19 protein-coding genes are annotated in these 21,051 nt (G+C 66.3%); 12 read left to right on the top strand and 7 right to left on the bottom strand.

Features of this window, described 5'->3' with window-relative positions:
- The first annotated feature begins 21 nt into the window (after nucleotides 1-21).
- From AC1DBN_RS17525 to xerD, 3 genes are read left to right on the top strand one after another with little or no spacing between them, the layout of a single operon-like run.
- Nucleotides 22-1,785, top strand: coding sequence for a CTP synthase (locus AC1DBN_RS17525; protein ID WP_477723779.1), 1,764 nt, complete (start codon nucleotides 22-24; stop codon nucleotides 1,783-1,785).
- Between the two features lie 25 nt (nucleotides 1,786-1,810).
- Nucleotides 1,811-2,473, top strand: a complete 663-nt coding sequence (locus AC1DBN_RS17520) for an NUDIX domain-containing protein (protein ID WP_477723778.1) — start codon at nucleotides 1,811-1,813, stop codon at nucleotides 2,471-2,473.
- On the top strand, nucleotides 2,473-3,540 hold the full coding sequence (xerD, locus tag AC1DBN_RS17515; RefSeq protein ID WP_477723777.1) for a site-specific tyrosine recombinase XerD: 1,068 nt from the start codon (nucleotides 2,473-2,475) through the stop codon (nucleotides 3,538-3,540). The genes AC1DBN_RS17520 and xerD overlap by 1 nt, the downstream gene beginning before the upstream one ends.
- 73 nt (nucleotides 3,541-3,613) lie before the next feature.
- On the opposite strand, the gene AC1DBN_RS17510 is transcribed toward xerD, so the two are convergent.
- The gene (locus AC1DBN_RS17510; RefSeq protein ID WP_091719413.1) at nucleotides 3,614-4,315 is read right to left on the bottom strand and encodes a hypothetical protein; all 702 of its coding nucleotides are present in this window, start codon (nucleotides 4,313-4,315) and stop codon (nucleotides 3,614-3,616) included.
- A gap of 91 nt (nucleotides 4,316-4,406) precedes the next feature.
- Here AC1DBN_RS17510 and AC1DBN_RS17505 point away from each other — a divergent pair, with 91 nt between their 5' ends.
- On the top strand, nucleotides 4,407-4,889 hold the full coding sequence (locus tag AC1DBN_RS17505) for an 8-oxo-dGTP diphosphatase (RefSeq protein ID WP_091719415.1): 483 nt from the start codon (nucleotides 4,407-4,409) through the stop codon (nucleotides 4,887-4,889).
- A 93-nt stretch (nucleotides 4,890-4,982) separates the two neighbouring features.
- Here the strand turns inward: AC1DBN_RS17505 and AC1DBN_RS17500 are convergent, their stop codons facing one another.
- From AC1DBN_RS17500 to AC1DBN_RS17485, 4 genes are read right to left on the bottom strand one after another with little or no spacing between them, the layout of a single operon-like run.
- On the bottom strand, nucleotides 4,983-6,122 hold the full coding sequence (locus AC1DBN_RS17500) for a bifunctional 2-methylcitrate synthase/citrate synthase (RefSeq protein WP_091719416.1): 1,140 nt from the start codon (nucleotides 6,120-6,122) through the stop codon (nucleotides 4,983-4,985).
- 35 nt (nucleotides 6,123-6,157) lie between these two features.
- A complete protein-coding gene (prpB, locus tag AC1DBN_RS17495; protein ID WP_091719418.1) occupies nucleotides 6,158-7,063 on the bottom strand; it encodes a methylisocitrate lyase in 906 nt (301 codons plus the stop codon).
- Entirely contained in the window at nucleotides 7,063-8,583 is a 1,521-nt protein-coding gene (locus AC1DBN_RS17490) for an MmgE/PrpD family protein (RefSeq protein ID WP_091719420.1), read from the bottom strand. Before AC1DBN_RS17490 ends, prpB begins: the two co-directional genes overlap by 1 nt.
- Nucleotides 8,576-9,232: a GntR family transcriptional regulator gene (locus AC1DBN_RS17485; protein WP_091719422.1), complete on the bottom strand. Its 657-nt coding sequence runs from the start codon at nucleotides 9,230-9,232 to the stop codon at nucleotides 8,576-8,578. The genes AC1DBN_RS17490 and AC1DBN_RS17485 overlap by 8 nt, the downstream gene beginning before the upstream one ends.
- 174 nt (nucleotides 9,233-9,406) lie before the next feature.
- On the opposite strand from AC1DBN_RS17485, the gene AC1DBN_RS17480 reads away from it, so the two are divergent.
- Entirely contained in the window at nucleotides 9,407-11,317 is a 1,911-nt protein-coding gene (locus AC1DBN_RS17480; protein ID WP_091719424.1) for an AMP-binding protein, read from the top strand.
- 11 nt (nucleotides 11,318-11,328) lie between these two features.
- Here the strand turns inward: AC1DBN_RS17480 and AC1DBN_RS17475 are convergent, their stop codons facing one another.
- Nucleotides 11,329-12,042: a response regulator gene (locus tag AC1DBN_RS17475; RefSeq protein ID WP_091719426.1), complete on the bottom strand. Its 714-nt coding sequence runs from the start codon at nucleotides 12,040-12,042 to the stop codon at nucleotides 11,329-11,331.
- Nucleotides 12,043-12,045: 3 nt separating this feature from the next.
- The gene (locus AC1DBN_RS17470; protein ID WP_091723933.1) at nucleotides 12,046-13,749 is read right to left on the bottom strand and encodes a sensor histidine kinase; all 1,704 of its coding nucleotides are present in this window, start codon (nucleotides 13,747-13,749) and stop codon (nucleotides 12,046-12,048) included.
- A gap of 181 nt (nucleotides 13,750-13,930) precedes the next feature.
- On the opposite strand from AC1DBN_RS17470, the gene AC1DBN_RS17465 reads away from it, so the two are divergent.
- The 7 genes from AC1DBN_RS17465 (at nucleotide 13,931) to cmk (ending at nucleotide 21,025) form a co-directional block, all read left to right on the top strand.
- Nucleotides 13,931-15,274: a cation:dicarboxylate symporter family transporter gene (locus tag AC1DBN_RS17465; RefSeq protein WP_091719428.1), complete on the top strand. Its 1,344-nt coding sequence runs from the start codon at nucleotides 13,931-13,933 to the stop codon at nucleotides 15,272-15,274.
- Between the two features lie 221 nt (nucleotides 15,275-15,495).
- The gene (locus AC1DBN_RS17460; RefSeq protein WP_045732436.1) at nucleotides 15,496-16,395 is read left to right on the top strand and encodes a ParA family protein; all 900 of its coding nucleotides are present in this window, start codon (nucleotides 15,496-15,498) and stop codon (nucleotides 16,393-16,395) included.
- 7 nt (nucleotides 16,396-16,402) lie between these two features.
- Nucleotides 16,403-17,215 carry a segregation and condensation protein A gene (locus AC1DBN_RS17455; RefSeq protein ID WP_091719430.1) on the top strand — a complete coding sequence of 271 codons (813 nt, stop codon included), beginning with the start codon at nucleotides 16,403-16,405 and terminating at the stop codon, nucleotides 17,213-17,215.
- The gene (gene scpB, locus AC1DBN_RS17450; RefSeq protein ID WP_091719432.1) at nucleotides 17,212-17,877 is read left to right on the top strand and encodes an SMC-Scp complex subunit ScpB; all 666 of its coding nucleotides are present in this window, start codon (nucleotides 17,212-17,214) and stop codon (nucleotides 17,875-17,877) included. Before AC1DBN_RS17455 ends, scpB begins: the two co-directional genes overlap by 4 nt.
- Nucleotides 17,878-17,990: 113 nt before the next feature.
- A complete protein-coding gene (locus AC1DBN_RS17445; RefSeq protein WP_477723776.1) occupies nucleotides 17,991-19,199 on the top strand; it encodes a pseudouridine synthase in 1,209 nt (402 codons plus the stop codon).
- Nucleotides 19,200-19,202: 3 nt separating this feature from the next.
- Nucleotides 19,203-20,312 (top strand): prephenate dehydrogenase, encoded by a 1,110-nt coding sequence (locus AC1DBN_RS17440; RefSeq protein ID WP_091719436.1) that lies wholly within the window; start codon nucleotides 19,203-19,205, stop codon nucleotides 20,310-20,312.
- Nucleotides 20,312-21,025 carry a (d)CMP kinase gene (gene cmk, locus AC1DBN_RS17435; protein ID WP_091719438.1) on the top strand — a complete coding sequence of 238 codons (714 nt, stop codon included), beginning with the start codon at nucleotides 20,312-20,314 and terminating at the stop codon, nucleotides 21,023-21,025. The genes AC1DBN_RS17440 and cmk overlap by 1 nt, the downstream gene beginning before the upstream one ends.
- The last annotated feature ends 26 nt before the right edge of the window (nucleotides 21,026-21,051 follow it).

Raw genomic sequence — 21,051 nt, 5'->3', positions numbered from 1 at the left:
GATCCGTGGAAGGCTCAATTGATGATAGGCTCGAATTCCGTGGTGCAGCGATCAAATTCCCGTGTAAATTCCCGGTTCCCGGGCTCATCCAAGACGACCAAGCACATCTTCGTGACCGGTGGTGTGGCGTCCTCGCTGGGTAAGGGGCTGACGGCTTCGAGCCTCGGCCACCTGCTGCGGGCGCGCGGCCTGTCTGTGACAATGCAGAAGCTCGATCCCTATCTGAACGTGGATCCGGGCACGATGAACCCCTTCCAGCACGGCGAGGTCTTCGTCACCGACGACGGCGCCGAGACGGACCTGGATATCGGGCACTACGAGCGGTTCCTCGATGAGAACCTCGAGGGCTCGGCGAATGTCACCACCGGACAGGTGTACTCCACGGTTATCGCCAAGGAGCGCCGCGGCGAGTACCTCGGCGACACCGTCCAGGTCATCCCGCACATCACTGACGAAATCAAGCGCCGGATGCGTTTGCCTGCCGAGGGCAAGAACGCTCCGGACGTCATCATCACCGAAATCGGCGGCACCGTTGGCGATATCGAATCCCAGCCGTTCCTCGAATCGGCCCGCCAGGTCCGCCAGGACGTGGGCCGCGGCAACGTCTTCTTCGTCCACGTGTCCCTGGTCCCGTACATCGGACCGTCCCAGGAACTGAAGACCAAGCCGACGCAGCACTCCGTGGCCGCCCTGCGGTCCATCGGCATCCAGCCCGAAGCCATCGTGATCCGGTCGGACCGCGAAATTCCCGAAGCCATGCGCGCCAAGATCGGCCGGATGTGCGACGTTGACCTCGAAGCAGTCATTGGCTGCCCGGATGCCCCCAGCATCTACGACATCCCCAAGACCCTGCACACCCAGGGCCTGGACTCCTACATCGTCCGTGCCCTGGACCTGCCGTTCAAGGACGTTGACTGGACCAGCTGGGACCGCCTGCTGGAAGCCGTGCACAACCCGCGGCACCACGTCGAGATCGCCCTTGTGGGCAAGTACATCGACCTGCCGGACGCCTACCTGTCCGTCACCGAAGCCCTGCGCGCCGGCGGCTTTGCCAACGAAACCAAGGTCAAGATCCGTTGGGTCCCTTCGGACGAATGCGAAACCCGTGAGGGCGCAGTCAAGGCGCTCGACGGCGTCGACGCCATCTGCGTCCCCGGCGGCTTCGGCATCCGCGGCCTCGAAGGCAAGCTGGGCGCCCTGAAGTTTGCCCGCGAGACCAAGCTCCCGGTGCTCGGCCTGTGCCTCGGCCTGCAGTGCATGGTCATCGAGTACGCCCGCAACGTGGTGGGCCTGGAAGGTGCATCCTCCAGCGAGTTTGAGCCGGACTCCAAGTACCCGGTCATCGCCACCATGGAAGAACAGCTGGAGTTCGTCGAGGGCGGCGGTGACCTGGGCGGCACCATGCGCCTGGGACTGTACGAGGCCAAGCTCGACGAAGGCTCGGTCATTGCCGGAACCTACGGCAAGACCACCGTCAGCGAACGCCATCGCCACCGCTACGAGGTCAACAACAAATACCGCGACCAGATCGCCGCCGAGGGACTCGTCTTCTCCGGTACCTCCCCGGACGGCAAGCTCGTGGAGTTCGTTGAACTCCCGGCCGAGGTCCACCCGTACTACGTGGCAACCCAGGCGCACCCGGAACTGAGTTCGCGCCCCACCCGTCCGCACCCGCTGTTCGCCGGCCTGATCAAGGCGGCCCTGGACCACCAGAGCGGCAACGCCGACACGGCCGCAGCCGTGACCGCCGGTGCTCCGGAGTCCGGTACGGTAGCGGCTAAGTAGAGCCAACAGAACAAAGGACGGCGTGATGCCCGGTACACCTGAAACCACCCCTGCAGCCAGGCAGGTTTCGGATGCACCGAGTCCACGCCGTCTTTTGTCGTCTGAGAAGGTTTACGAGGGCCGGATCTGGGACGTCGTCAGCGACACCTTCCAGCTTCAGGACAGCGGTGACGCCCTCACCCGCGACTACATCGACCACCCCGGTGCCGTCGCTGTCCTGCCTATGAACGAGCAGGGCGAAATCCTGCTGCTCAAGCAGTACCGGCACCCCGTGGGAATGGACCTGTGGGAAGTCCCGGCAGGCCTGCTGGACGTTGAAGGCGAAGACTTTGTGGTGGGCGCCGCCCGCGAGCTCGCCGAGGAAGCGGACCTCGCCGCGGCCACCTGGAACGTCCTGGCAGACGTCTTCAACTCGCCCGGATCTTCCAGCGAGGCCATCCGCATCTACCTGGCCCGGGACCTCACCGAGGTACCGCATGCCGAGCGGCACGAGCGGACGGACGAGGAAGCCGAGATCGAATTCCACTGGATCAGCCTGGACGAGGCCGTCGCGTCCGTCCTGGCCGGCCGGCTGCACAACCCGTCGGCCGTCGTCGGGATCCTCGCCGCAGCGGCCGCACGGGCTGACGGGTACGCCAGGCTCCGCCCGGCCGACGCAGCCTGGCCCGCCCACCCCAGCCAGCGCTGATGGGTCCGGGTCCGTCCGCCGGGATGGCACCGCCGGCGGAAACCACGCTGACCGAAACACCGGGTTCCGAAGCGCCGGAACCCGAAGCGGCTCCTAAAGCGGAACCCGGGAAAGCTGCCGCCGCACCCACCAGGATTGACCGCGGGGTTACGGACTACCTGCAGCACATGGGCGTTGAACGCGGCCTGGCAGCCAACACCCTGGCCGCCTACCGCAGGGACCTTGCCCGCTACTCCCGCTACCTGGCCGGCGCCGGCTGCCAGCAGCCCGGGGACATTACCCGGCACCACGTGACGGGTTTCGTGCGCGCCCTCTCGGACGGGTCCGACGGCGGTTCGGCCCTCGGAGTGCGGTCCGCCGCACGGACAGTGGTGGCCGTCCGGGGCCTGCATAAGTTCTGGGCCCTGGAAGGGCATACGGCGTCGGACCCGGCCAGCGAGGTCCACCCGCCCATGGCCGGCAAGCGGCTGCCCAAGGCCATCACCGTGGACGAGGTCACCAGAATCCTGGAGGCCGCAGGAACCGACACCGCCACGGGCCTACGGGACCGGGCACTGCTGGAGTTCCTTTACTCCACGGGGGCCAGGATCAGCGAAGCCGTGGGGCTGGACGTTGACGATATTTCGCTGGCGGGCGACGACACGGAACAGGGACCGGCCATTGTCCGGCTTTTCGGAAAGGGCTCCAAGGAGCGGCTGGTGCCCCTGGGATCGTACGGCGCCAGGGCCCTGGAAGCGTACCTTGTTCGTGGCCGGCCGCTGCTGGCCGCCAAGGGCAAGGGGACGCCGGCGCTGTTCCTCAACGCCCGCGGCGGCAGGATCAGCCGCCAGAGCGCCTGGACCATCCTGAAGGTGGCCGCCGAAAAGGCCAACATCACCCGCGACGTCTCCCCGCACACACTCCGGCACTCCTTTGCCACCCACCTCCTCGAAGGCGGCGCGGACGTGCGGGTGGTCCAGGAGCTCCTGGGCCACGCTTCGGTGACCACCACGCAGGTGTACACGCTGGTGACAGCAGATACGCTCCGCGAGGTCTACGCGGCCGCACACCCCCGGGCCCTGGGCTGATGCACCCGCCGCACTGACTACCGCGGTGCGGAGCGGGCCATGTCCCGGCTGGAACTCTCCGGCGGGAACCGGTTCATTCCATCACGTTGAGCGTGAGTTCCACGGCGCCGAGGAACAGGGCCAAAATGGAGGTGCCCAGCCCGGCCACCAGGAGCAGGCCCGGGTGGGCGAGGCCCACCACCACCCGTCGGGCACGGGGCGATCCCCTCAGGAACTTCTTGGGAAGCCGAGTGCCTTCGGGTGACTGGCGCCAGCCACGGAGGCGGCGTAGGAACCAGGCACACCTGATGATCAGGGCCATCCACAGGACAGTGACCACCAGCGGGACAGCAGCTACCAGGAGGTTGAGGCCCAGGGACGTGACGGCACGCTCCGAGTCCCCGGCCAGCGCCTGCACGGTGGTGGAAATCGATGCGCTGGCCACTACCGAGACGCCCCACACCAGGAACGCGGCGGTCAGTGCCAGGAACCGGACAAAGAAGTGCGAGAGCACGGACTCCTTGGCCGGACGGAGGTAGCGGCGCGGGGTGGCGTTCAGTACCGCCACCGTGCAGCCCAGGGTGGGCAGGGCCGCCATCCCCACGAAGACGTACCAGGTCCAGCCTGCGAGGTCCACGAATTCGTCGGCAACGATCAGCAGCGCCCACGAACCGGTCCACAGCCAGCCGGCATACAGCGGATTCCGGACCACCCACTCGGGTAACCGGACACCGCTTCCGTGCAGGGTGCGGGCCTTGCGGGCGGGGGCGGGATGTTCCTCTCCGGCCATGCTCATGGGCCTCACTGTAGCAACGCCCCGGCCGCCATGCGGGGGCAGTCCACGTGCCGCGGGCTGCCCTCACTGAAGGCCCCGCTAGGCTGGGAAAATGACCGCAGCCGATGTGACCCTCTGCTTCCTGCTCCGCGACGGTGCCGACGGCCCGCAAGTGCTCCTGGGCCTGAAGCAGACCGGTTTCGGCAGGGGCAAGATGGTGGGCATCGGCGGGCACGTTGAGGCGGGGGAGACCAGCGTGCAGGCCGTGATCCGGGAAGTCCAGGAGGAAACCGGCGTGGTGCTGCAGCAGGGGGACCTCACGGATGCGGGAGCCGTGCACTTCGTGTTTCCCGCCAGGCCGGAGTGGGACATGAAAACCACCCTTTTCACCGCCCGTACCTGGACCGGTGACCCGCAGCCCAGCGACGAGATCCTGCCAGAGTGGTTCCGGGTGGATACCCTTCCGGTGGACCGGATGTGGCAGGACGCTGACCACTGGCTGCCCGTGGTGCTCGAAGGCGGCACGGTCAACGTCGTGGTCACCATGGACGCGGACAACGAATCCGTCGCGTCCTCCCGCAGCGTCCTTCCCTAGGCTGCAGGCCTTCCCAAAACTTCCAGGCCGTTAACGCCCGACGGCGGTGCGGCACCCGGGTGCCGCACCGCCGTCGTACGTCCCGCCGAAAGGCTAGGGCAGGTGCCGTTCCTCGGCGCCGTTGTACTCGCTCAGCGGGCGGATCAGCGAGTTCGAATCCAGCTGCTCCATGATGTGTGCTGTCCAGCCGGTGATGCGGCTGGCCACGAACAAGGGAGTGAACGTCGGCGTATCGAAGCCCATCAGGTGGTAGGTGGGCCCGGCCGGGTAGTCGAGGTTCGGCTTGATGGCCTTGGCCTCATCCATCGCCGTTTCCAACCCGTTGTACAGCCCCAGCAGTTCGGGCCTGCCGTAGTGGGCAATCATCTTGTCCAGGGCGGCCTTCATGGTGGGCACCCGGGAGTCGCCGTGCTTGTAGACGCGGTGGCCGAAGCCCATGACTTTCTTCTTGTTTGCCAGGGCATCCTCCATCCAGGCCTTCGCCCGGGCTGCCGCCTCGTCGAGGGACTCCTCCTGCCGGATGCCGATCTCGTCGAAGGTGTGCATCACGGCCTCGTTCGCCCCGCCGTGCAGCGGACCTTTCAGGGCCCCGATCGCTCCTGTGACCGCCGAGTGCAGGTCGGACAGCGTGGAGGTGATGACGCGTGCGGTGAAGGTGGAGGCGTTGAAGGAGTGCTCGGCGTAGAGAATCATCGAGACGTTGAACGCCTCCACAACCTCGGGCACCTGTTCCTCGCCGAAGGTCATCCACAGGAAATTCGCCGAATACCCCAGGTCCTCACGCGGTTCCACCAGGTCCTGGCCGTGGCGGCGGCGCTGGTCGTAGGCCACTACCGCCGGCATGGCGGCGAATAGGTCCACGGCTTTGGCCATGTTGGCCTCGCGCGACGAGTCCTCCGCCAGCGGGTGGCGGGCCCCCATCACGGAGGCCGCTGTCCTGCAGACATCCATCGGGTGGGACGTGGCCGGCAACGCGTCGATGACCTGCTTGACTACCGGGTCAAGCGCCCGCCCGGCACGCTCCCGTGCCGTGAACTCCGCCAGCTGCCCTTCGTCAGGCAGTTCACCGTTCCACAGCAGGTAGGCCACTTCCTCGAAGCTGCACCTGGCGGCCAGTTCCTGGACGGGGTAGCCGCGGTACAGCAGGGAGTTCGTGTCCGGGTTGACCTTGGAGACCGCGGTGTAGTCCACCACGACGCCGGCCAGGCCCTTTTTGATATCTTCAGCAGCCATATTGAACTCCTTCGTTCTTGCGGGGATCCCGGGTCCTACCGGACGCCGGGAATCTGGAAGTTGAAAACGCCGGTATCGAAGCGGTTGTACGCCTCGTAGTCCACGAGGTCATAGAGGCGCGCACGGGTGAGCATGTTCTCCACCTGTGCTTCCTGTGATCCTGTTGCCTTGATCGTTTCCAGCGTACGCTCTGCAGCTCCCATGGCAATGCGCAGCAGGGTGACCGGGTAGATCACCATGTTCACGCCCACCGACTGCAACTGCTCCACCGTAAACAGGTCGCTCTTTCCGAACTCGGTCATGTTGGCGAGGATCGGCACATCCACGGCGTCCCGGATGGCCTGGAACTCGGACAGGTCCTTCATGGCCTCCGGGAAGATCGCGTCGGCACCGGCCTCCACCAGGGCGCGGGCGCGGTCCTGGGCAGCTGCGAGCCCTTCCACCGCACGGATATCGGTGCGGGCCATGATAAGGAAATTGGGGTCGCGCCGGGCATCGGCGGCGGCCCGGATGCGTTTGGCGGCGGTGTCCAGGTCCACCACGTTCTTGCCATCCAGGTGGCCGCACCTTTTGGGATTGAACTGGTCTTCGATGTGGCAGCCTGCCAGGCCGGCGTTTTCGAGTTCCTGGATGCTGCGCGCAACGTTCATGGGTTCGCCGAAGCCTGTGTCAGCGTCCACAATGGCGGGCAGGTCGGTCATGCGGGCGATCTGCCCCGCGCGGGTTGCCACTTCTGTCAGGGTGGTCAGCCCGATGTCCGGCAGGCCAAGGTCGTTGGCCAGGACGGCGCCGGAGATGTAGACGCCCGCGAAGCCCTTTTCCTCAATCAGCCGTGCGGACAGTGGGTTAAACGCTCCCGGGAACTGCTGGATGGTGCCGGAGGCGAGCATCCCACGCAGTGCGGCCCGCTTCTGTTCCGGGGTGGTCTTCGAATACAGCATCAGAACAGTCCCTTCGGTGCCGCGCCCAGTTCGATGACGCCGGGGGCGGCGGTGATGTTCAGCTGGTCCAGCTCGCCGGCGGCGAGTTCCGGGAGGCGTTCGACGGCGGCGAGGAACCTTTCGATCTCGGCCTGCTCCACGAGCCCGGCCGCGAGGGTGCGGAACTTGTTGACGTACTGTTCGCGGGCGAACGGCCGTGCACCCAGCGGGTGGGCGTCTGCCACGGCAATCTGGTCCGTGATGACGGTGCCGTCGGTGAGGGTGATTTCCACGGAACCGCCGAAGGCTTTCTCGGCGATGTCCAGGGAGTGGTAGCGGCGGGTCCATTCGGGGTCTTCGACGGTGGTGACCTTGTGCCACAGTTCCACGGTGTCCGGCCGTGCAGCGCGCTCGGGGGCGTACGAATTCACGTGGTGCCAGGCGCCATCCTGGAGCGCGACGGTGAAGATGTACGGGATGGAGTGGTCCAGGGTTTCCCGGGACGCGGTAGGGGAGTACTTCTGGGGGTCGTTCGCGCCGGAGCCGATCACATAGTGGGTGTGGTGGCTGGTCTTGATCAGCACCGAGGCCACATTGGCGGGGTTGGTGGTTTCCGGGTGCTCGCGGTGGAGCTTGCGGGCGAGGTCGATCCACGCCTGGGCCTGGTATTCAGCCGAGTGCTCCTTGGTGTAGGTATCCAGGATGGCGCGCTTGGCCTCACCCGGGGTGGGCAGGGGTACCTCGTAGGAGGCGTCCGGACCGTCCAGCATCCAGGCGATCACGCCGTCTTCGCCTTCGTAGATCGGCACCGGGGAGGTCTGTCCGCGCATGGCACGGTCTGCCGCCTCGACTGCCATTTTCCCGGCAAATGCGGGTGCATGGGCTTTCCAGGTGGAGATCTCGCCCTTGCGGGATTGGCGGGTGGCGGTGGTGGTGTGCAGTGCCTGGCCTACGGACTGGAAGATGGTTTCGACGTCGAGGCCCAGAAGGGTGCCGATGCCGGCCGCCGCCGAGGGGCCGAGGTGGGCCACATGGTCGATCTTGTGCTTGTGGAGGCAGATTGCCTTCACCAGGTTCACCTGGATCTCGTAGCCGGTGGCGATGCCGCGGATCAGGTCGGCGCCGCTGGAACCCGTGTGCTGCGCGACGGCCAGGATGGGCGGGATGTTGTCACCGGGGTGGGAGTAGTCCGCGGCCAGGAACGTGTCGTGGTAATCGAGTTCGCGGACGGCCACGCCGTTGGCCCACGCAGCCCACTCGGGCGAGACGCGCTCGCCGATGCCAAACACCTTGGCACCCTTGCCGCCGGTGCTTGGCGCATGGGTGAGGGCCTGCGCGCGGGCGGCGACGATCGGCGCCCGGTTCAGCGACGCGATGGCCACTGACGCGTTATCGATGATGCGGTTGATGACCATTTCGGTCACCTCCGGCACCACCTCCACGGGATCGGCGGCCACGGCGGCGATCTTGTGGGCCAGTTGCTCTTCCCGGGCCAGGTTTTCTTCGCTCTTGTAGACGCGGACGTGGTGCTGCTTAACCATGGTTCTCCCTGTGATGAGGTGTGTGCGTATTTTTGACGTGCGTCAGGCTGCGGTGGAGATGGAGGGTGGTGGCTGCTTCAGCCAGGCGGGGGTTGCGGGAAGCGATGGCTTCCGCGATGGCAGCATGTTCAGCCGCTGCTGCGGTGAGCCGCTCCGCGTCGTCGGCAGCGAGCCTGCGGACCCGGACCAGATGCACCCGGAGGGCCCGCATGGCCTGGATGAGGTAGGCATTGGCCACTGCATCATCGATGGCGGCGTCGAGGCGCCCGGCCAGGCCGTAATACTCGTGCCGTCCCGGGTCGCTGCCGTCAATGAGCGCCGGCGCCTCAAGGAGCTCCTTCTGCAGCTGGAGGAAGACGGCGGCATCTCCGCGTTCTGCCGCCAACGCGGCAGCCCTGCATTCCAGCGTTTCGCGGAGTTCGAACAGTTCGTCGATGTCGTCGAGCGAAACGTCGGTGACGACGACGCCGCGGCCGCCTGCCGTCGTCAGCCCTTCCGCGGTAAGCCGGCCCAGCGCCTCCCGTAGAGGCGTGCGCGAGACGCCGAGGCGTTCGGACTGTTCCACTTCGCCCAGGACCGTGCCGGGAAGCAGCCGCCATTCCGTGATGTCGTCCCGGAGGGCGGCGTAGGCCCTGTCGCTGGCGCGCATCGGTAACTCCTTCGGTAACTGAACTCCTTCAGTGTATACACCGTTGCCTGAAAATCCAGCAGAACCCGAGATATTGTCCCGAAAAGAGCAACTGTTGTATACATAACCCTTGTTTGAAGGCTGTTCCTTGGCTAGCATTGCCGCAACACAACGTCGTGGACGGGATGCACTTTCATGCTTGACAGCTATCGGGAAACATACGAAAAGAGCCTCGCTGAGCCAGCCGCTTTTTGGCTTGGCGCCGCTGCAAGGGTGGGCTGGTCCACGCCGCCCCGGCAGGCACTGGACGCGAGCCGGGCACCGCTGTACGGCTGGTTCCCGGACGGCATCCTGAACACCTCGTACAACGCGCTGGACCGCCACGTGGAGGCCGGCCGGGGGAGCCAGGACGCCCTGATCTACGATTCGGCAATGCTCGGCACCCAACGCCGCTTCACCTATGCGGAGCTGACCGGGCTCGTGGCGGACTTCGCCGGCGTCCTGCGGGACCGGGGTGTCGGCAAGGGCGACCGCGTGGTGATCTACATGCCGATGATTCCGGAGGCCGTCATCGCCATGCTTGCCTCCGCCCGCCTCGGCGCCGTCCACTCTGTCGTCTTTGGCGGATTCGCGCCCAAGGAACTCGCAGCCCGGATCCGTGACGCACAGCCGGTGCTGGTGGTAACGGCTTCCGGCGGACTGGAGCCGGCGCGCAGGATCGAGTACCTGCCCGCCGTGGCGGAGGCGCTCGCCCTGGCCGGCGTGCCCGGCCTTCCCGTGATCACCAAAGCCAGGGAGGGCTTCGCCGCGTCAGCCGCTGACTATGGGTGGCTGGACTGGGATGCGGAGGTAGCCGGCGCCACGCCTGCTGGGCCCGTTGACGTGGCGGCCACCGATCCCCTGTACATCCTTTACACCTCCGGCACTACCGGGACGCCCAAGGGCGTGGTGCGCGATAACGGCGGGCACGCCGTCGCGCTGGACTGGACGCTCAGGAACATCTACGGCGCCGGGCCGGGCGACATCATGTGGACCGCGTCGGACGTTGGCTGGGTGGTGGGGCACTCCTACATCGTGTACGGACCGCTGCTGGCAGGGGCCACCAGCGTGCTGTACGAGGGAAAACCGGTGGGAACCCCTGATGCCGGAGCCTTCTGGCGGGTGGTCCGGGACCATCGGGTCAACGTCCTGTTCACCGCCCCTACTGCGTTGCGTGCCATCAGGAAGGCAGACCCCGGGGCAACGCTGCTGCGGGACTACGACATTTCCAGCCTGCGGACCCTGTTCACGGCGGGGGAGCGGCTGGATACCGACACCTTCCATTGGGCTTCCCGGTCCCTGGGGGTCCCGGTGGTGGACCACTGGTGGCAAACGGAAACAGGATGGGCCATCTGCGCCAACCCCCGCGGGCTGGAGGAACTGCCCATCAAGGCAGGTTCTCCCAGCGTCCCGATGCCCGGCTTCCGGCTGGCGATCGTTGATGGACTGGGAGAGGAAGTGGAGCCGGACGTTGAAGGAAACATCGTGCTGGGGCTGCCGTTGCCGCCCGGGACGCTGACCACCCTCTGGGGAAACGACGAACGCTTCGTCTCGTCCTACCTGCAGGCCTTCGAGGGCTGTTACGCCACCGGCGACTCCGGCTTCCGGGACGGCGACGGCTACGTCTTCGTCATGGGACGGACGGACGACATCATCAACGTCGCCGGCCACCGCCTCTCCACCGGAGCGATGGAGCAGGTGATCGGCCAGCACCCCGCCGTGGCTGAGTGCGCCGTCATCGGCCTTGCTGATCCGCTCAAGGGCCAGCGCCCCAGCGGGTATGTGGTCCTCAAATCCGGCGTCGACGTTCAGGACGACGTATTGGCCGCCGAACTGGTGGCCATGGTCCGGCGCGACATCGGGGCTGTCGCGGACTTTAAGCACGTCACCGTGGTGGATGCGCTGCCCAAGACGCGGTCAGGGAAGATCCTCCGCAAGACGATGCGGCAGATTGCCGACGGCGTGGACTACACCGTGCCGTCCACCATCGAGGACGTTGGGGTCATCGAGCAGCTCATCGGAACACTGCGGCCGGAAACCCCGGGACAAGGACCACTGCAGCCCTGACCTGGACCTTCTCAGCGTCCGCTCCAGCGGTACTCGTTCTCCGGACGCCCCGGGGTTCCGTACCTGGCCGTCCGCTGCACCGTTCCGGCGTCGGCCAGGTACTCAAGGTAGCGGCGCGCCGTGACGCGGGACATCCCCAGCGCATCCATGACCTCTGTGGCGGACACGGCATTCTGCTGTGCCTTGAGGAAGTCCTTGACGGAGTCCAGCGTGGAGGTGGACAGCCCCTTGGGCAGCGGAAGCTCGGAAGGCGCCCGCAGGCTTGCGAAGGCCTGGTCCACTTCACTCTGGGAGGCTCCGGCCTTTCCTGCCGCGCCCGTGCCGTCCGCCAGTTGCTGCCGGAACTGGCGGTAACTCTCAAGCTTGTCCGAGAACGTGGCGAAGGTGAACGGCTTGATGAGGTACTGCACCACGCCGATGGCTACGGCGCTGCGCACGACGGCGAGCTCCCGGACGGCGGTGATCGCGATGATGTCCGCGAGCAGGCCGGCCGCACGCATGCGGCGGGCAATGTCCAGCCCATGCAGGTCCGGGAGGTTCATATCCAGCAGGACGAGTTCCACGGGACTGCCGGATGCCGCGAACTCGCCCAGCAGCCGCAGCGCCGATTGCCCGTCGGGCGCCGTGCCCGCCAATTCAAAGCCCGGCAGCCGTCCAACGTAGGCCGCGTGGGCGGCCGAGGCGATGGCTTCGTCCTCAACGACGAGGACGCGAATGTTGCTCACGCTTTATGCTCCCTTTCCGGCAGCGTCTGTCCCGGCAGCAGTTCCGGTATCCCTGTTCCGCGCACCGGGTGAATTCTCCGGCACGGCCGCCTCCGGCGCCACCGCCGCCGGCAGGAACACCTCGAATTTGGCACCCCGGCGCCCGTTGATGACCAGCGAGCCGCCCAGGCGCTGCACAGCCTGGCGGACCAAAGCCAGGCCTATGCCGCGCCCGCCCGGGCCGGCGGGTTTGGTGCTGAAACCATGCCGGAACATGTTCTCTGCAGACGCCGGATCGATGCCGGCCCCCGAGTCGTGGACGGCGATATCCAGCCCCTCAACGTCCGACTCTACCGTCAGCTCCACCCGGCGCGGCGGGGGAGCGTCGGCCGCGGCGTCGATGGCGTTGTCCAGCAGGTTGCCGAGGACCGTGACCAGGTCCTGCACCGCGATCCCTGCCGACGTGCCGGATCCGAGGGCGGTGACTTCCAGGTGCACCCCGCGTTCGTGCGCTTCGGCCGCCTTGCCCATCACCAAGGCGCCAAGGACCGGTTCGTCCACCGAACTGACCATGTCGTCGGTCAGTTGCTGGCTCAACTCCAGGTCCTTCGTGGCGAAATCCAGTGCTTCCTGGGTCCGTCCCAATTCCAGCAGAGACACCATGGTGTGCAGCCTGTTGGCATGCTCATGGGTTTGTGCCCGCAGGGCATCGGAAAGGGTGCGCATGGTTTCCAGCTCATTGCCCAGCGCCTCGATCTCCGTCCGGTCGCGGAGGGTGGCCACCGTACCGTACACGGGTGTCCTGCCCCGGGGTCCGAAGGGTTCCGGCCCCTTGGCCGGGCCCTGGTTGACTACCAGGACCCGTGATCCGGTAAGGACAATCTCGTCATTGGCAGGGCGCCCGGACTCGAAAAGGTTGCGGAGTCCCTCGTCGAGTGGAAGGTCTGACAGCGACGGCGGCCGGGTGGGGTCGCTGCTGCCGGTCTGGGCAAGGCCGAGCAGCTCTGCAGCCTGGTCGTTGTACATCACCACCCGTCCCCGGGTGTCGATCAGGATCAGGCCCTCGCGGACAGAGTGAAGTACGGATTCGTAGTAGGCGAACAGCTGGGAGAGCTGCTCGGGCCCCCACCCGCGGGTGACCCGCCGGAGGTACCGGCCCAGAAGCCACGAGGCCAGCGAGCCACCCACCAGCAACGCGAGGCCGATGGCGGCCAGGGCCGGAAGGCGCGCCGCGAAGGCGACGTCGACGGTGCCCACCGTCACCCCGGCGGCCACAAGGGCGCGGACCGTGCCGGCGTCGTCCTTCACCGGAACTATGGTGCGCACGGAGGGGCCCAGGGTGCCGGAGGTGACCTCGGTGAAGGTCTCACCCCGCAGCGCCGCATCGATGGACCCGATGTAGGGCTTGCCCAGCTCCTCGTTCCGCGGGTGGGTCCAGCGGGTCCGGTCCGGGGCCATGATGGTGATGAAATCGACGTGGGCTTCCTCCATGACGTCGAGGGCATAGGGCTGCAGGATCGACGACGGGTCCCGGGTCCCGGCGGCCTGCAGCACCAGCGGGTTGGACGCGATCGAAGTGGCGATGCCGGTCATCCGCAGGCCCGCTTCGCTGTACGTCCGGTCCCGGGCGTCCACGTAGGCCGCCGTTCCCACCACGGCGATGAAGGACACCACAATCAACAGGTTCGCCACAAAGAGCCGGCGGGCGATACTCCAGCGGTGGATCATCAGTACCTTTCCCTCCGTCTCCGGGCGCCTGGCTGGGTCACCCAGCACCTGCGCCGCGACCAATATGAACGCAACGGTGAGCTGGATCACGGTGTGGCCAATGATGGATATCACACCGCAGGACGTGTGAGCCCAGTGACTGTGCCGCAGCGTCTATCAGATTATCCAAAGGAGACACATCATGGCTTCTCAACGGGGAGAGTCCCTGAACACCGCGGCGCCGCGGCGCAAGGGCCTGGACAAATCGCATTACCTCTACATCGCCGTTATTGCCGCCGTTATCCTGGGCGCCGTCGTCGGCCTGCTGTTCCCCGAAGTGGGCAAATCCCTCAAGCCGCTGGGCGACGGGTTCATCAAGCTCATCAAGATGATGATCGCGCCCATCATCTTCTGCACCATCGTCCTGGGCATCGGCTCCATCGCCAAAGCCGCCACCGTCGGCAAGGTGGGCGGCCTGGCGCTTGCGTACTTCGTGGTCATGTCCACCTTCGCCCTGGCCATCGGCCTGGTGGTGGGCAACCTGATCCACCCGGGTGAGGGACTCAAGCTCACGCCGTACGATCCCAACAAGAAGGCCGCCACGGACAGCACCGTGGACTTCCTGCTGGGGATCATTCCCAGTGACGTCCCCGTGCTTCCCACCCTCCTCGCAGCCATCCTCGTTGGCTTCGCGCTGCAGAAGATGGGCCCGCAGGGCGCTCCCATCCTCAAGGCCATCGGCCACGGCCAGGCGCTCGTCTTCCGTATCCTGATCATGATCATGTGGCTGGCTCCCGTCGGCGCCTTTGGTGCCATCGCCGCCGTGGTTGGTGCGACCGGCTTCCAGGCGATCGTGAGCATGTTCACCTTGATGATCGCCTTCTACATCACCTGCGCACTGTTCATCGTGGTAATCCTCGGCGGTATCCTGCAGGTTGTGTCCGGCGTCAACATCTTCAAGCTGATGAAGTACCTGGCTCGCGAATACCTCCTGATCTTCTCCACGTCCTCCTCCGAGGCAGCGCTGCCCCGCCTCATCGCCAAGATGGAACACCTGGGCGTCTCCAAGCCCGTCGTCGGCGTCACGGTACCCACGGGCTACTCCTTCAACCTTGACGGCACGGCCATCTACCTGACCATGGCTTCACTCTTCGTCGCCAATGCCATGGGGACCCCGCTGGATCTCGGCGCCCAGATCTCGCTGCTGATCTTCATGATCATTGCCTCCAAGGGTGCTGCCGGCGTCACCGGCGCCGGCCTGGCAACGCTCGCAGCAGGCCTGCAGGCCCACAAGCCCGAACTGCTAGGCGGCGTGGGCATGATCGTTGGCATCGACCGGTTCATGTCCGAAGCCCGCGCCCTGACCAACTTCACCGGCAACGCCGTGGCCACCATCCTGATCGGCACCTGGGTCAAGGAAATCGACGGCGGACAGGTCACCCGGGTCCTCTCCGGCGAGCTGCCCTTCGACGAGCAGACCATGATCGCCGGGCACGGCGAGCTTGCGCCGAAGGAAGAAGGCGCGAAGGCTGCCGCCAGCGCCTAACCCCGCCTTGCAGTCAAACGGCCCCCGGAGCACGCTCCGGGGGCCGTTTCGCGTATCAGAAGCCTCAACCTTCGACCTCAACTAGAGGGTCAAGGCTCAACATTCGAAGAAAGTCAAGTTACCCGGAATGCCGTGTCGGCGGCTGTAGCCTTGGAGGGAAGGAACGGCGCTGGGGATCCAGCGGCAAGCAAGTCACCGTCATCGAAAGTGTGGACAGATACGTGAGCAGCGAACAGGGTGCGGCAACTCTGGAAGGCACGGAATTCGACCTCGACAACGCGGTGATGGGCCCTACGGGTCGCCCATTGCGTGAGTTCCCCGAACCCGCGCCGCTGCCCTCCCATGGGCCCGCGCGCGTCATCGCCATGGTCAACCAAAAAGGCGGAGTGGGGAAGACCACGTCCACGATCAACCTCGCGGCAGCCCTCGCCGAATACGGGCGGCGCGTCCTGCTGGTGGACTTCGACCCCCAGGGTGCGCTGTCGGCCGGCCTGGGCGTCAACCCCCACGAACTGGACCTCACGGTCTACAACGTCCTGATGGACCGCAAGGTGGACATCCGCGAAGCCATCCACCACACCGGCGTGGAGAACGTCGACCTGCTGCCTGCCAACATCGACCTCTCCGCTGCCGAAGTGCAGCTGGTCAACGAGGTAGCCCGCGAACAGGTCCTGGACCGTGCGCTGAAGAAGGTCGAAGACGATTACGACGTCGTCCTCATCGACTGCCAGCCGTCCCTCGGCCTGCTGACCGTCAACGCCCTCACCGCCGCCCACGGCGTCATCATCCCGCTGATCTGCGAATTCTTCGCCCTGCGCGCGGTAGCACTGCTGGTTGAAACCATCGACAAGGTCCAGGACCGGCTCAACCCGCGCCTTCAGGTTGATGGCGTGCTGGCCACCATGTATGACGCCCGCACCCTGCACAGCCGGGAAGTCATCACCCGCCTGGTGGAAGCTTTCGGGGACAAGGTTTTCGAAACGGTCATCAAGCGCTCCATCAAGTTCGCGGACGCCACGGTGGCCGCAGAGCCCATCACCAGCTATGCCGGCACCCACGTGGGAGCGGACGCCTACCGCCGCCTCGCCAAGGAGCTCATTTCGCGCGGCGGCGCACCCTAGCCACGCCGTGGCCGAATCCAAACCCGGCTTTGAGGTGCGGCTGGCCAACTTCACCGGCCCGTTCGACCTCCTTCTCGGACTCATCGCCAAGCACCAGCTCGACATCACCGAAGTTGCCATTGCGACAGTCACCGATGAGTTCATCAAGTACATCCGCAAGCTGCAGGAACTTGGCCAGGACTGGGCGCTGGACGAGGCCAGTGAGTTCCTGGTCATCGCAGCCACACTGCTGGACCTGAAGGCGGCCCGGCTGCTGCCCGCCGGCGAGGTGGAGAGCGACGAAGACATCGCCCTCCTGGAGGCCAGGGACCTCCTTTTTGCCCGCCTGCTGCAGTACAAGGCCTTCAAGCAGGTGGCAGGGCTCCTGGGCGGCACCCTGCACGAGGAAGGCCGGCGGTTTCCCCGCCAGGTGGCCCTCGAGGAGCATTTCGCAGCGATGCTTCCCGAGCTTGTGTGGAAGCACACCCCGGAGCAGTTCGCCGCCCTCGCCGCAGCCGCCCTTCGGCCCAAGGCGCCGAAGCCAACCGAGGTTGGCCTGGGGCACCTGCATGGCGGCACTGTCAGCGTCAAGGAACAGGCGGAGATCCTGGGTATCCGACTGCAGCATGAATCACCCCTGACCTTCAGGGCACTGACCGCAGACGCCGACTCGACGCTGGTGGTGGTGGCACGGTTCCTGGCCCTCCTGGAGCTGTACCGGGACAGGGCCGTGGCCTTCGACCAGCTGTCACCGCTCGCGGACCTGGCTATCCACTGGACGGCAGGGGAGCGCGACTGGTCGGCGGAAAACCTGAGCGAAGAATATGAGGAACAACCGTGAACACCGCTGACAGCGCCGAGGGCCATGACGATGCCCGAGCCAGCCTCCGCGACCTGCCCGGTGGCGCCAAAGCCGCGCTTGAAGCCGTGCTCATGGTGGTTGACCAGCCGGCCACCGAAGATGAACTGGCGGCCGGGCTGGAACTGACGCTGGGGGAGGTCCGGGAGTTGCTGGCGGATCTTCAGGCTGATTACAACGGGTATACTGTTAACGCCCCGGATGAGGAACAGGCCAGTTCAACTGGCTTTGGCTCCAGCCCCCGGGGTTTTGAATTGCGGAACATCGCCGGTGGCTGGCGGATCTACTCCCGCCCGGACTTCGCCGACATCGTCGGGAAGTATGTGCTCGAGGGGCAGACTGCCAGGCTCACGCAGGCGGCATTGGAAACGCTGGCGGTCATCGCTTACCGGCAGCCCGTTTCCCGGGCTCGGGTGTCTGCAATTCGCGGGGTCAATGTTGACTCTGTCGTACGGACACTTGCCCAACGCGGGCTGATTGAGGACGCGGGAACGGATCCCGAGTCCGGGGCCATCCTTTACCGGACCACCTCCTACTTCCTTGAACGGATGGGAATCAGCTCTGTGGCCGGGCTTCCGCAGCTTTCCCCGCACCTCCCGGGGCTGGAAGGCATCGCGGAGTTCTACGACGCCGACAGAATGTAGGTCCGGAAAATCCGGCCTGCAGATGAATATCCACCAGGGCAGATAATTTCTGCCCGGCTGGCTAGGGTTGTCCGTGGACAGCTTTTGCAGGCCAAAACAGCAGAGGACGGGTCATGACACAGGCGGGACGCCAGGGTTCACCACGTAACAGCTCCGGACGCGGCGGCGCGGACCGGAACAAGCCGCAGGGCAACACCCCCCGCAGGGGGACAGCCGGCGGAGGATTCGGCGGAGGTTCCGCCGGCGGCCAGCGCGGCCAGGGCTTCGGCAGCGACCGGCCGCAGCGCGCCCCCAAACCGCGCGAAGAACGGTTCATCGACCCGGATTTGGCCGGCTCCCAGCAAGGTGGCGCGCCGGAGCGGTCCAGCAAGCCTTCTTCCCGGAAGCCTGCCGCCCGCAAGCCGGGCGCAAAGAAAGCTCCGGGAACCCCGGGTGCCCTGAAGCCCAAGCCCCGCACGGGTGCTCCCGGCGCAGCGGCCTCCCGCGCCTTCGGCAGCGAACGCTTCGGGCAGAACCTCGGGCCGGTCCGGAAGCCGGGCCGCAAGAAGCGCCCCCGCACCGACGTTCCCCAGTCTGAGCTGCACGACGCCGACGGCGTACGCCTGCAAAAAGTCATGGCCTCCGCTGGAGTTGCGTCCAGGCGCGTCTGCGAAGAGATGATCGCTGAAGGCCGGGTTGAGGTGGACGGCCAGGTAGTAACCGAGCTTGGGGTGCGCATCGATCCCACCACGGCGGTCATCCACGTGGACGGTCTCCGCATCCAGCTGGACGAAAACCTCGTCTACATGGTGTTCAACAAGCCCAAGGGCGTTGTGTCCACCATGGAGGATCCCGATGGCCGGCCGTGCATCAGCGACTTCCTCAAGAGCAACAAGAACACCGGTGAGCGGTTGTTCCATGTGGGCCGCCTCGACGTCGCCACCGAGGGGCTGCTGCTCCTCACGAACGACGGCGAACTGGCCAACCGCCTCACCCACCCTTCCTACGAAGTCCCCAAGACCTACCTGGTCCAGGTGCGGGGCCCGTTCCCGCAGGGAATCGGCGCGCAGCTGAAGGCCGGCGTGGAACTCGAAGACGGGCCGGCAGCCGTTGACTCCTTCCGCCTGGTGGACTCCACCCCCGGGCACGTGCTGATCGAAGTGGTACTGCACTCCGGCAAGAACCGCATCGTCCGCCGCATGTTCGATGCCGTTGGTTTCCCCGTCCAGCGGCTGGTCCGCGTCAAGGTGGGACCCATCGGTTTGGGCGACCAGCGCCAGGGCAGCATCCGCAACCTCGGCAAGCAGGAAGTCGGCCACCTGCTGGCGTCCGTAGGACTCTGAGGCATGTCCGCGTTCAAGAGCCACGGCCGCGGGCATTTGGACGGGCCCGTCGTCGTGATCGGCACCGGGCTGCTGGGGACGAGTATCGGCCTGGGCTTGAGGGGCCGCGGCGTCCCCGTCTTCCTGTCCGACCCGTCGCCCACCAACCAGGCGGTGGCTGTTGACATCGGCGCCGGCCGGCCCCTCGCGGAGCTGGCCGGTGCAGCACCGCAGCTGGTAGTGGTGGCGGCGCCGCCGGACGTCACGGCCGAGGTGGTCACCACCGCGCTGTCCGATTACCCGGACGCCGTGGTGGTGGACATCGCCAGCGTTAAGGCAGGCATCCTGTCGAGCCTTCGGAGCAGCGGCACGGACCTGGCCCGTTATGTGGGAACGCACCCCATGGCCGGACGCGAAAAGTCCGGACCGGTTGCGGCCCGCGGTGAGCTTTTCACGTCCATGCCGTGGGTGGTGTGCCCCTCGGAGGAGACCTCCGCAGCAGCCCTCCAGATTGCGCGCTCGCTTGCAACGGACCTGGGCGCCGTCGTTTCACAGTTCACCCCGGACGAGCACGACGAAGCCGTAGCGCTTGTTTCGCACCTGCCCCAGGTGATGTCCTCCTTGCTGGCCAGCCGGCTGCAGGGGACACCGCTGCATGCGTTGTCCCTCGCGGGGAACGGGCTGCGCGACGTCACCAGGATCGCTGCCAGCGATCCCACCCTGTGGGTGCAGATTTTGGGCGGTAACGCCGGCAAGGTAGTGGACATCCTCTACGGCGTCCGGGAAGACCTGAACCGCCTGATCGGAACGCTGGAAAACCCCACCGCGCCCGGGGCGAGGCTGGACCTCGCCCAGCTGATGAGCGAGGGCAATGCCGGCCAGGCCCGGATCCCCGGCAAGCATGGCGGCCCGCCGCAGGCGTATTCCTGGCTTACCGTGCTGGTGGACGACCGGCCCGGCCAGATCGCGCAGCTGCTCACCGAGATCGGTGAGATCGGCGTGAACCTGGAAGACCTGCGGCTTGACCATTCCTCCGGACAGAACGTCGGTATGGTGGAAATATCCGTGCTGCCCAATAAGCATGACCACCTGATCGAAGCCCTCAACGACCGCGGATGGCGGGTACTTCAGTAATGACACAAGAACTCCTAGAATCCGTGCGCGCCCTGCGCATCGGCCGGCCGCTCGTTGTTGCCATCGACGGCCCCTCCGGTTCCGGCAAATCCAGCGTCAGCAAGGAAGTGGCCCGGAGGCTGCGGATTGCCTACCTGGATACCGGCGCGATGTACCGGGCCCTCACCTGGCACTGCGTCACCACCGGCATAGACCTGGAGGACGCCGCAGCCGTGGAACAGGCCTCGCGGGACCTGGTGCTGGAAGTCAGCACCAGCCCCAACGAGGAATATGTCAGGGTGGACGGCGTGGACGTCACGGACGCCATCCGCGAGCCCGCCATTTCCTCCGCCGTCAGCGCGGTGGCCACCACCTTGGGTGCACGGACCGAACTGATCCGCCGCCAGCGCGACCTGATCGAAAAGCACCACCGCCGCATGGTGGTGGAGGGCCGGGACATCACCACCGTCGTCGCCCCCGGAGCTGAGGTGCGCATGCTCCTGACTGCCAGTGAGGAAGCACGGCTGCGCCGGCGCGGCCTCCAGCTCGGCGGCACGCAGAACGCCGCGGAACTGGCAGCCCAGGTCACACACCGCGACGCCAAGGACTCAGCGGTGGTGAACTTCACCCAGGCTGCTTCCGGCGTGGTGACGCTGGACTCCTCGGACCTGGACTTTGAGCAGACCGTGGATGCCGCACTGGTGATTGTCACCAAGGTCCTCAACCGTGACTGAGGGCACCGCCGGGGCACCCGCGGGCT

Source organism: Pseudarthrobacter sp. 10T415, from assembly GCF_056394175.1.
Note: the sequence above shows the minus strand (reverse complement) of the source record. Positions and strands in the feature narration are given on the sequence as shown.

What these genes read in the sequence shown, in the direction of transcription:
- AC1DBN_RS17525 (WP_477723779.1), top strand. Translation starts at nt 22, where the DNA reads ATGATAGGCTCGAATTCCGTGGTGCAGCGATCAAATTCCCGTGTAAAT.
- AC1DBN_RS17520 (WP_477723778.1), top strand. Translation starts at nt 1,811, where the DNA reads ATGCCCGGTACACCTGAAACCACCCCTGCAGCCAGGCAGGTTTCGGAT.
- xerD (WP_477723777.1), top strand. Translation starts at nt 2,473, where the DNA reads ATGGGTCCGGGTCCGTCCGCCGGGATGGCACCGCCGGCGGAAACCACG.
- AC1DBN_RS17510 (WP_091719413.1), bottom strand. Translation starts at nt 4,315, where the DNA reads ATGAGCATGGCCGGAGAGGAACATCCCGCCCCCGCCCGCAAGGCCCGC.
- AC1DBN_RS17505 (WP_091719415.1), top strand. Translation starts at nt 4,407, where the DNA reads ATGACCGCAGCCGATGTGACCCTCTGCTTCCTGCTCCGCGACGGTGCC.
- AC1DBN_RS17500 (WP_091719416.1), bottom strand. Translation starts at nt 6,122, where the DNA reads ATGGCTGCTGAAGATATCAAAAAGGGCCTGGCCGGCGTCGTGGTGGAC.
- prpB (WP_091719418.1), bottom strand. Translation starts at nt 7,063, where the DNA reads ATGCTGTATTCGAAGACCACCCCGGAACAGAAGCGGGCCGCACTGCGT.
- AC1DBN_RS17490 (WP_091719420.1), bottom strand. Translation starts at nt 8,583, where the DNA reads ATGGTTAAGCAGCACCACGTCCGCGTCTACAAGAGCGAAGAAAACCTG.
- AC1DBN_RS17485 (WP_091719422.1), bottom strand. Translation starts at nt 9,232, where the DNA reads ATGCGCGCCAGCGACAGGGCCTACGCCGCCCTCCGGGACGACATCACG.
- AC1DBN_RS17480 (WP_091719424.1), top strand. Translation starts at nt 9,407, where the DNA reads ATGCTTGACAGCTATCGGGAAACATACGAAAAGAGCCTCGCTGAGCCA.
- AC1DBN_RS17470 (WP_091723933.1), bottom strand. Translation starts at nt 13,749, where the DNA reads ATGATCCACCGCTGGAGTATCGCCCGCCGGCTCTTTGTGGCGAACCTG.
- AC1DBN_RS17465 (WP_091719428.1), top strand. Translation starts at nt 13,931, where the DNA reads ATGGCTTCTCAACGGGGAGAGTCCCTGAACACCGCGGCGCCGCGGCGC.
- AC1DBN_RS17445 (WP_477723776.1), top strand. Translation starts at nt 17,991, where the DNA reads ATGACACAGGCGGGACGCCAGGGTTCACCACGTAACAGCTCCGGACGC.
- AC1DBN_RS17440 (WP_091719436.1), top strand. Translation starts at nt 19,203, where the DNA reads ATGTCCGCGTTCAAGAGCCACGGCCGCGGGCATTTGGACGGGCCCGTC.
- cmk (WP_091719438.1), top strand. Translation starts at nt 20,312, where the DNA reads ATGACACAAGAACTCCTAGAATCCGTGCGCGCCCTGCGCATCGGCCGG.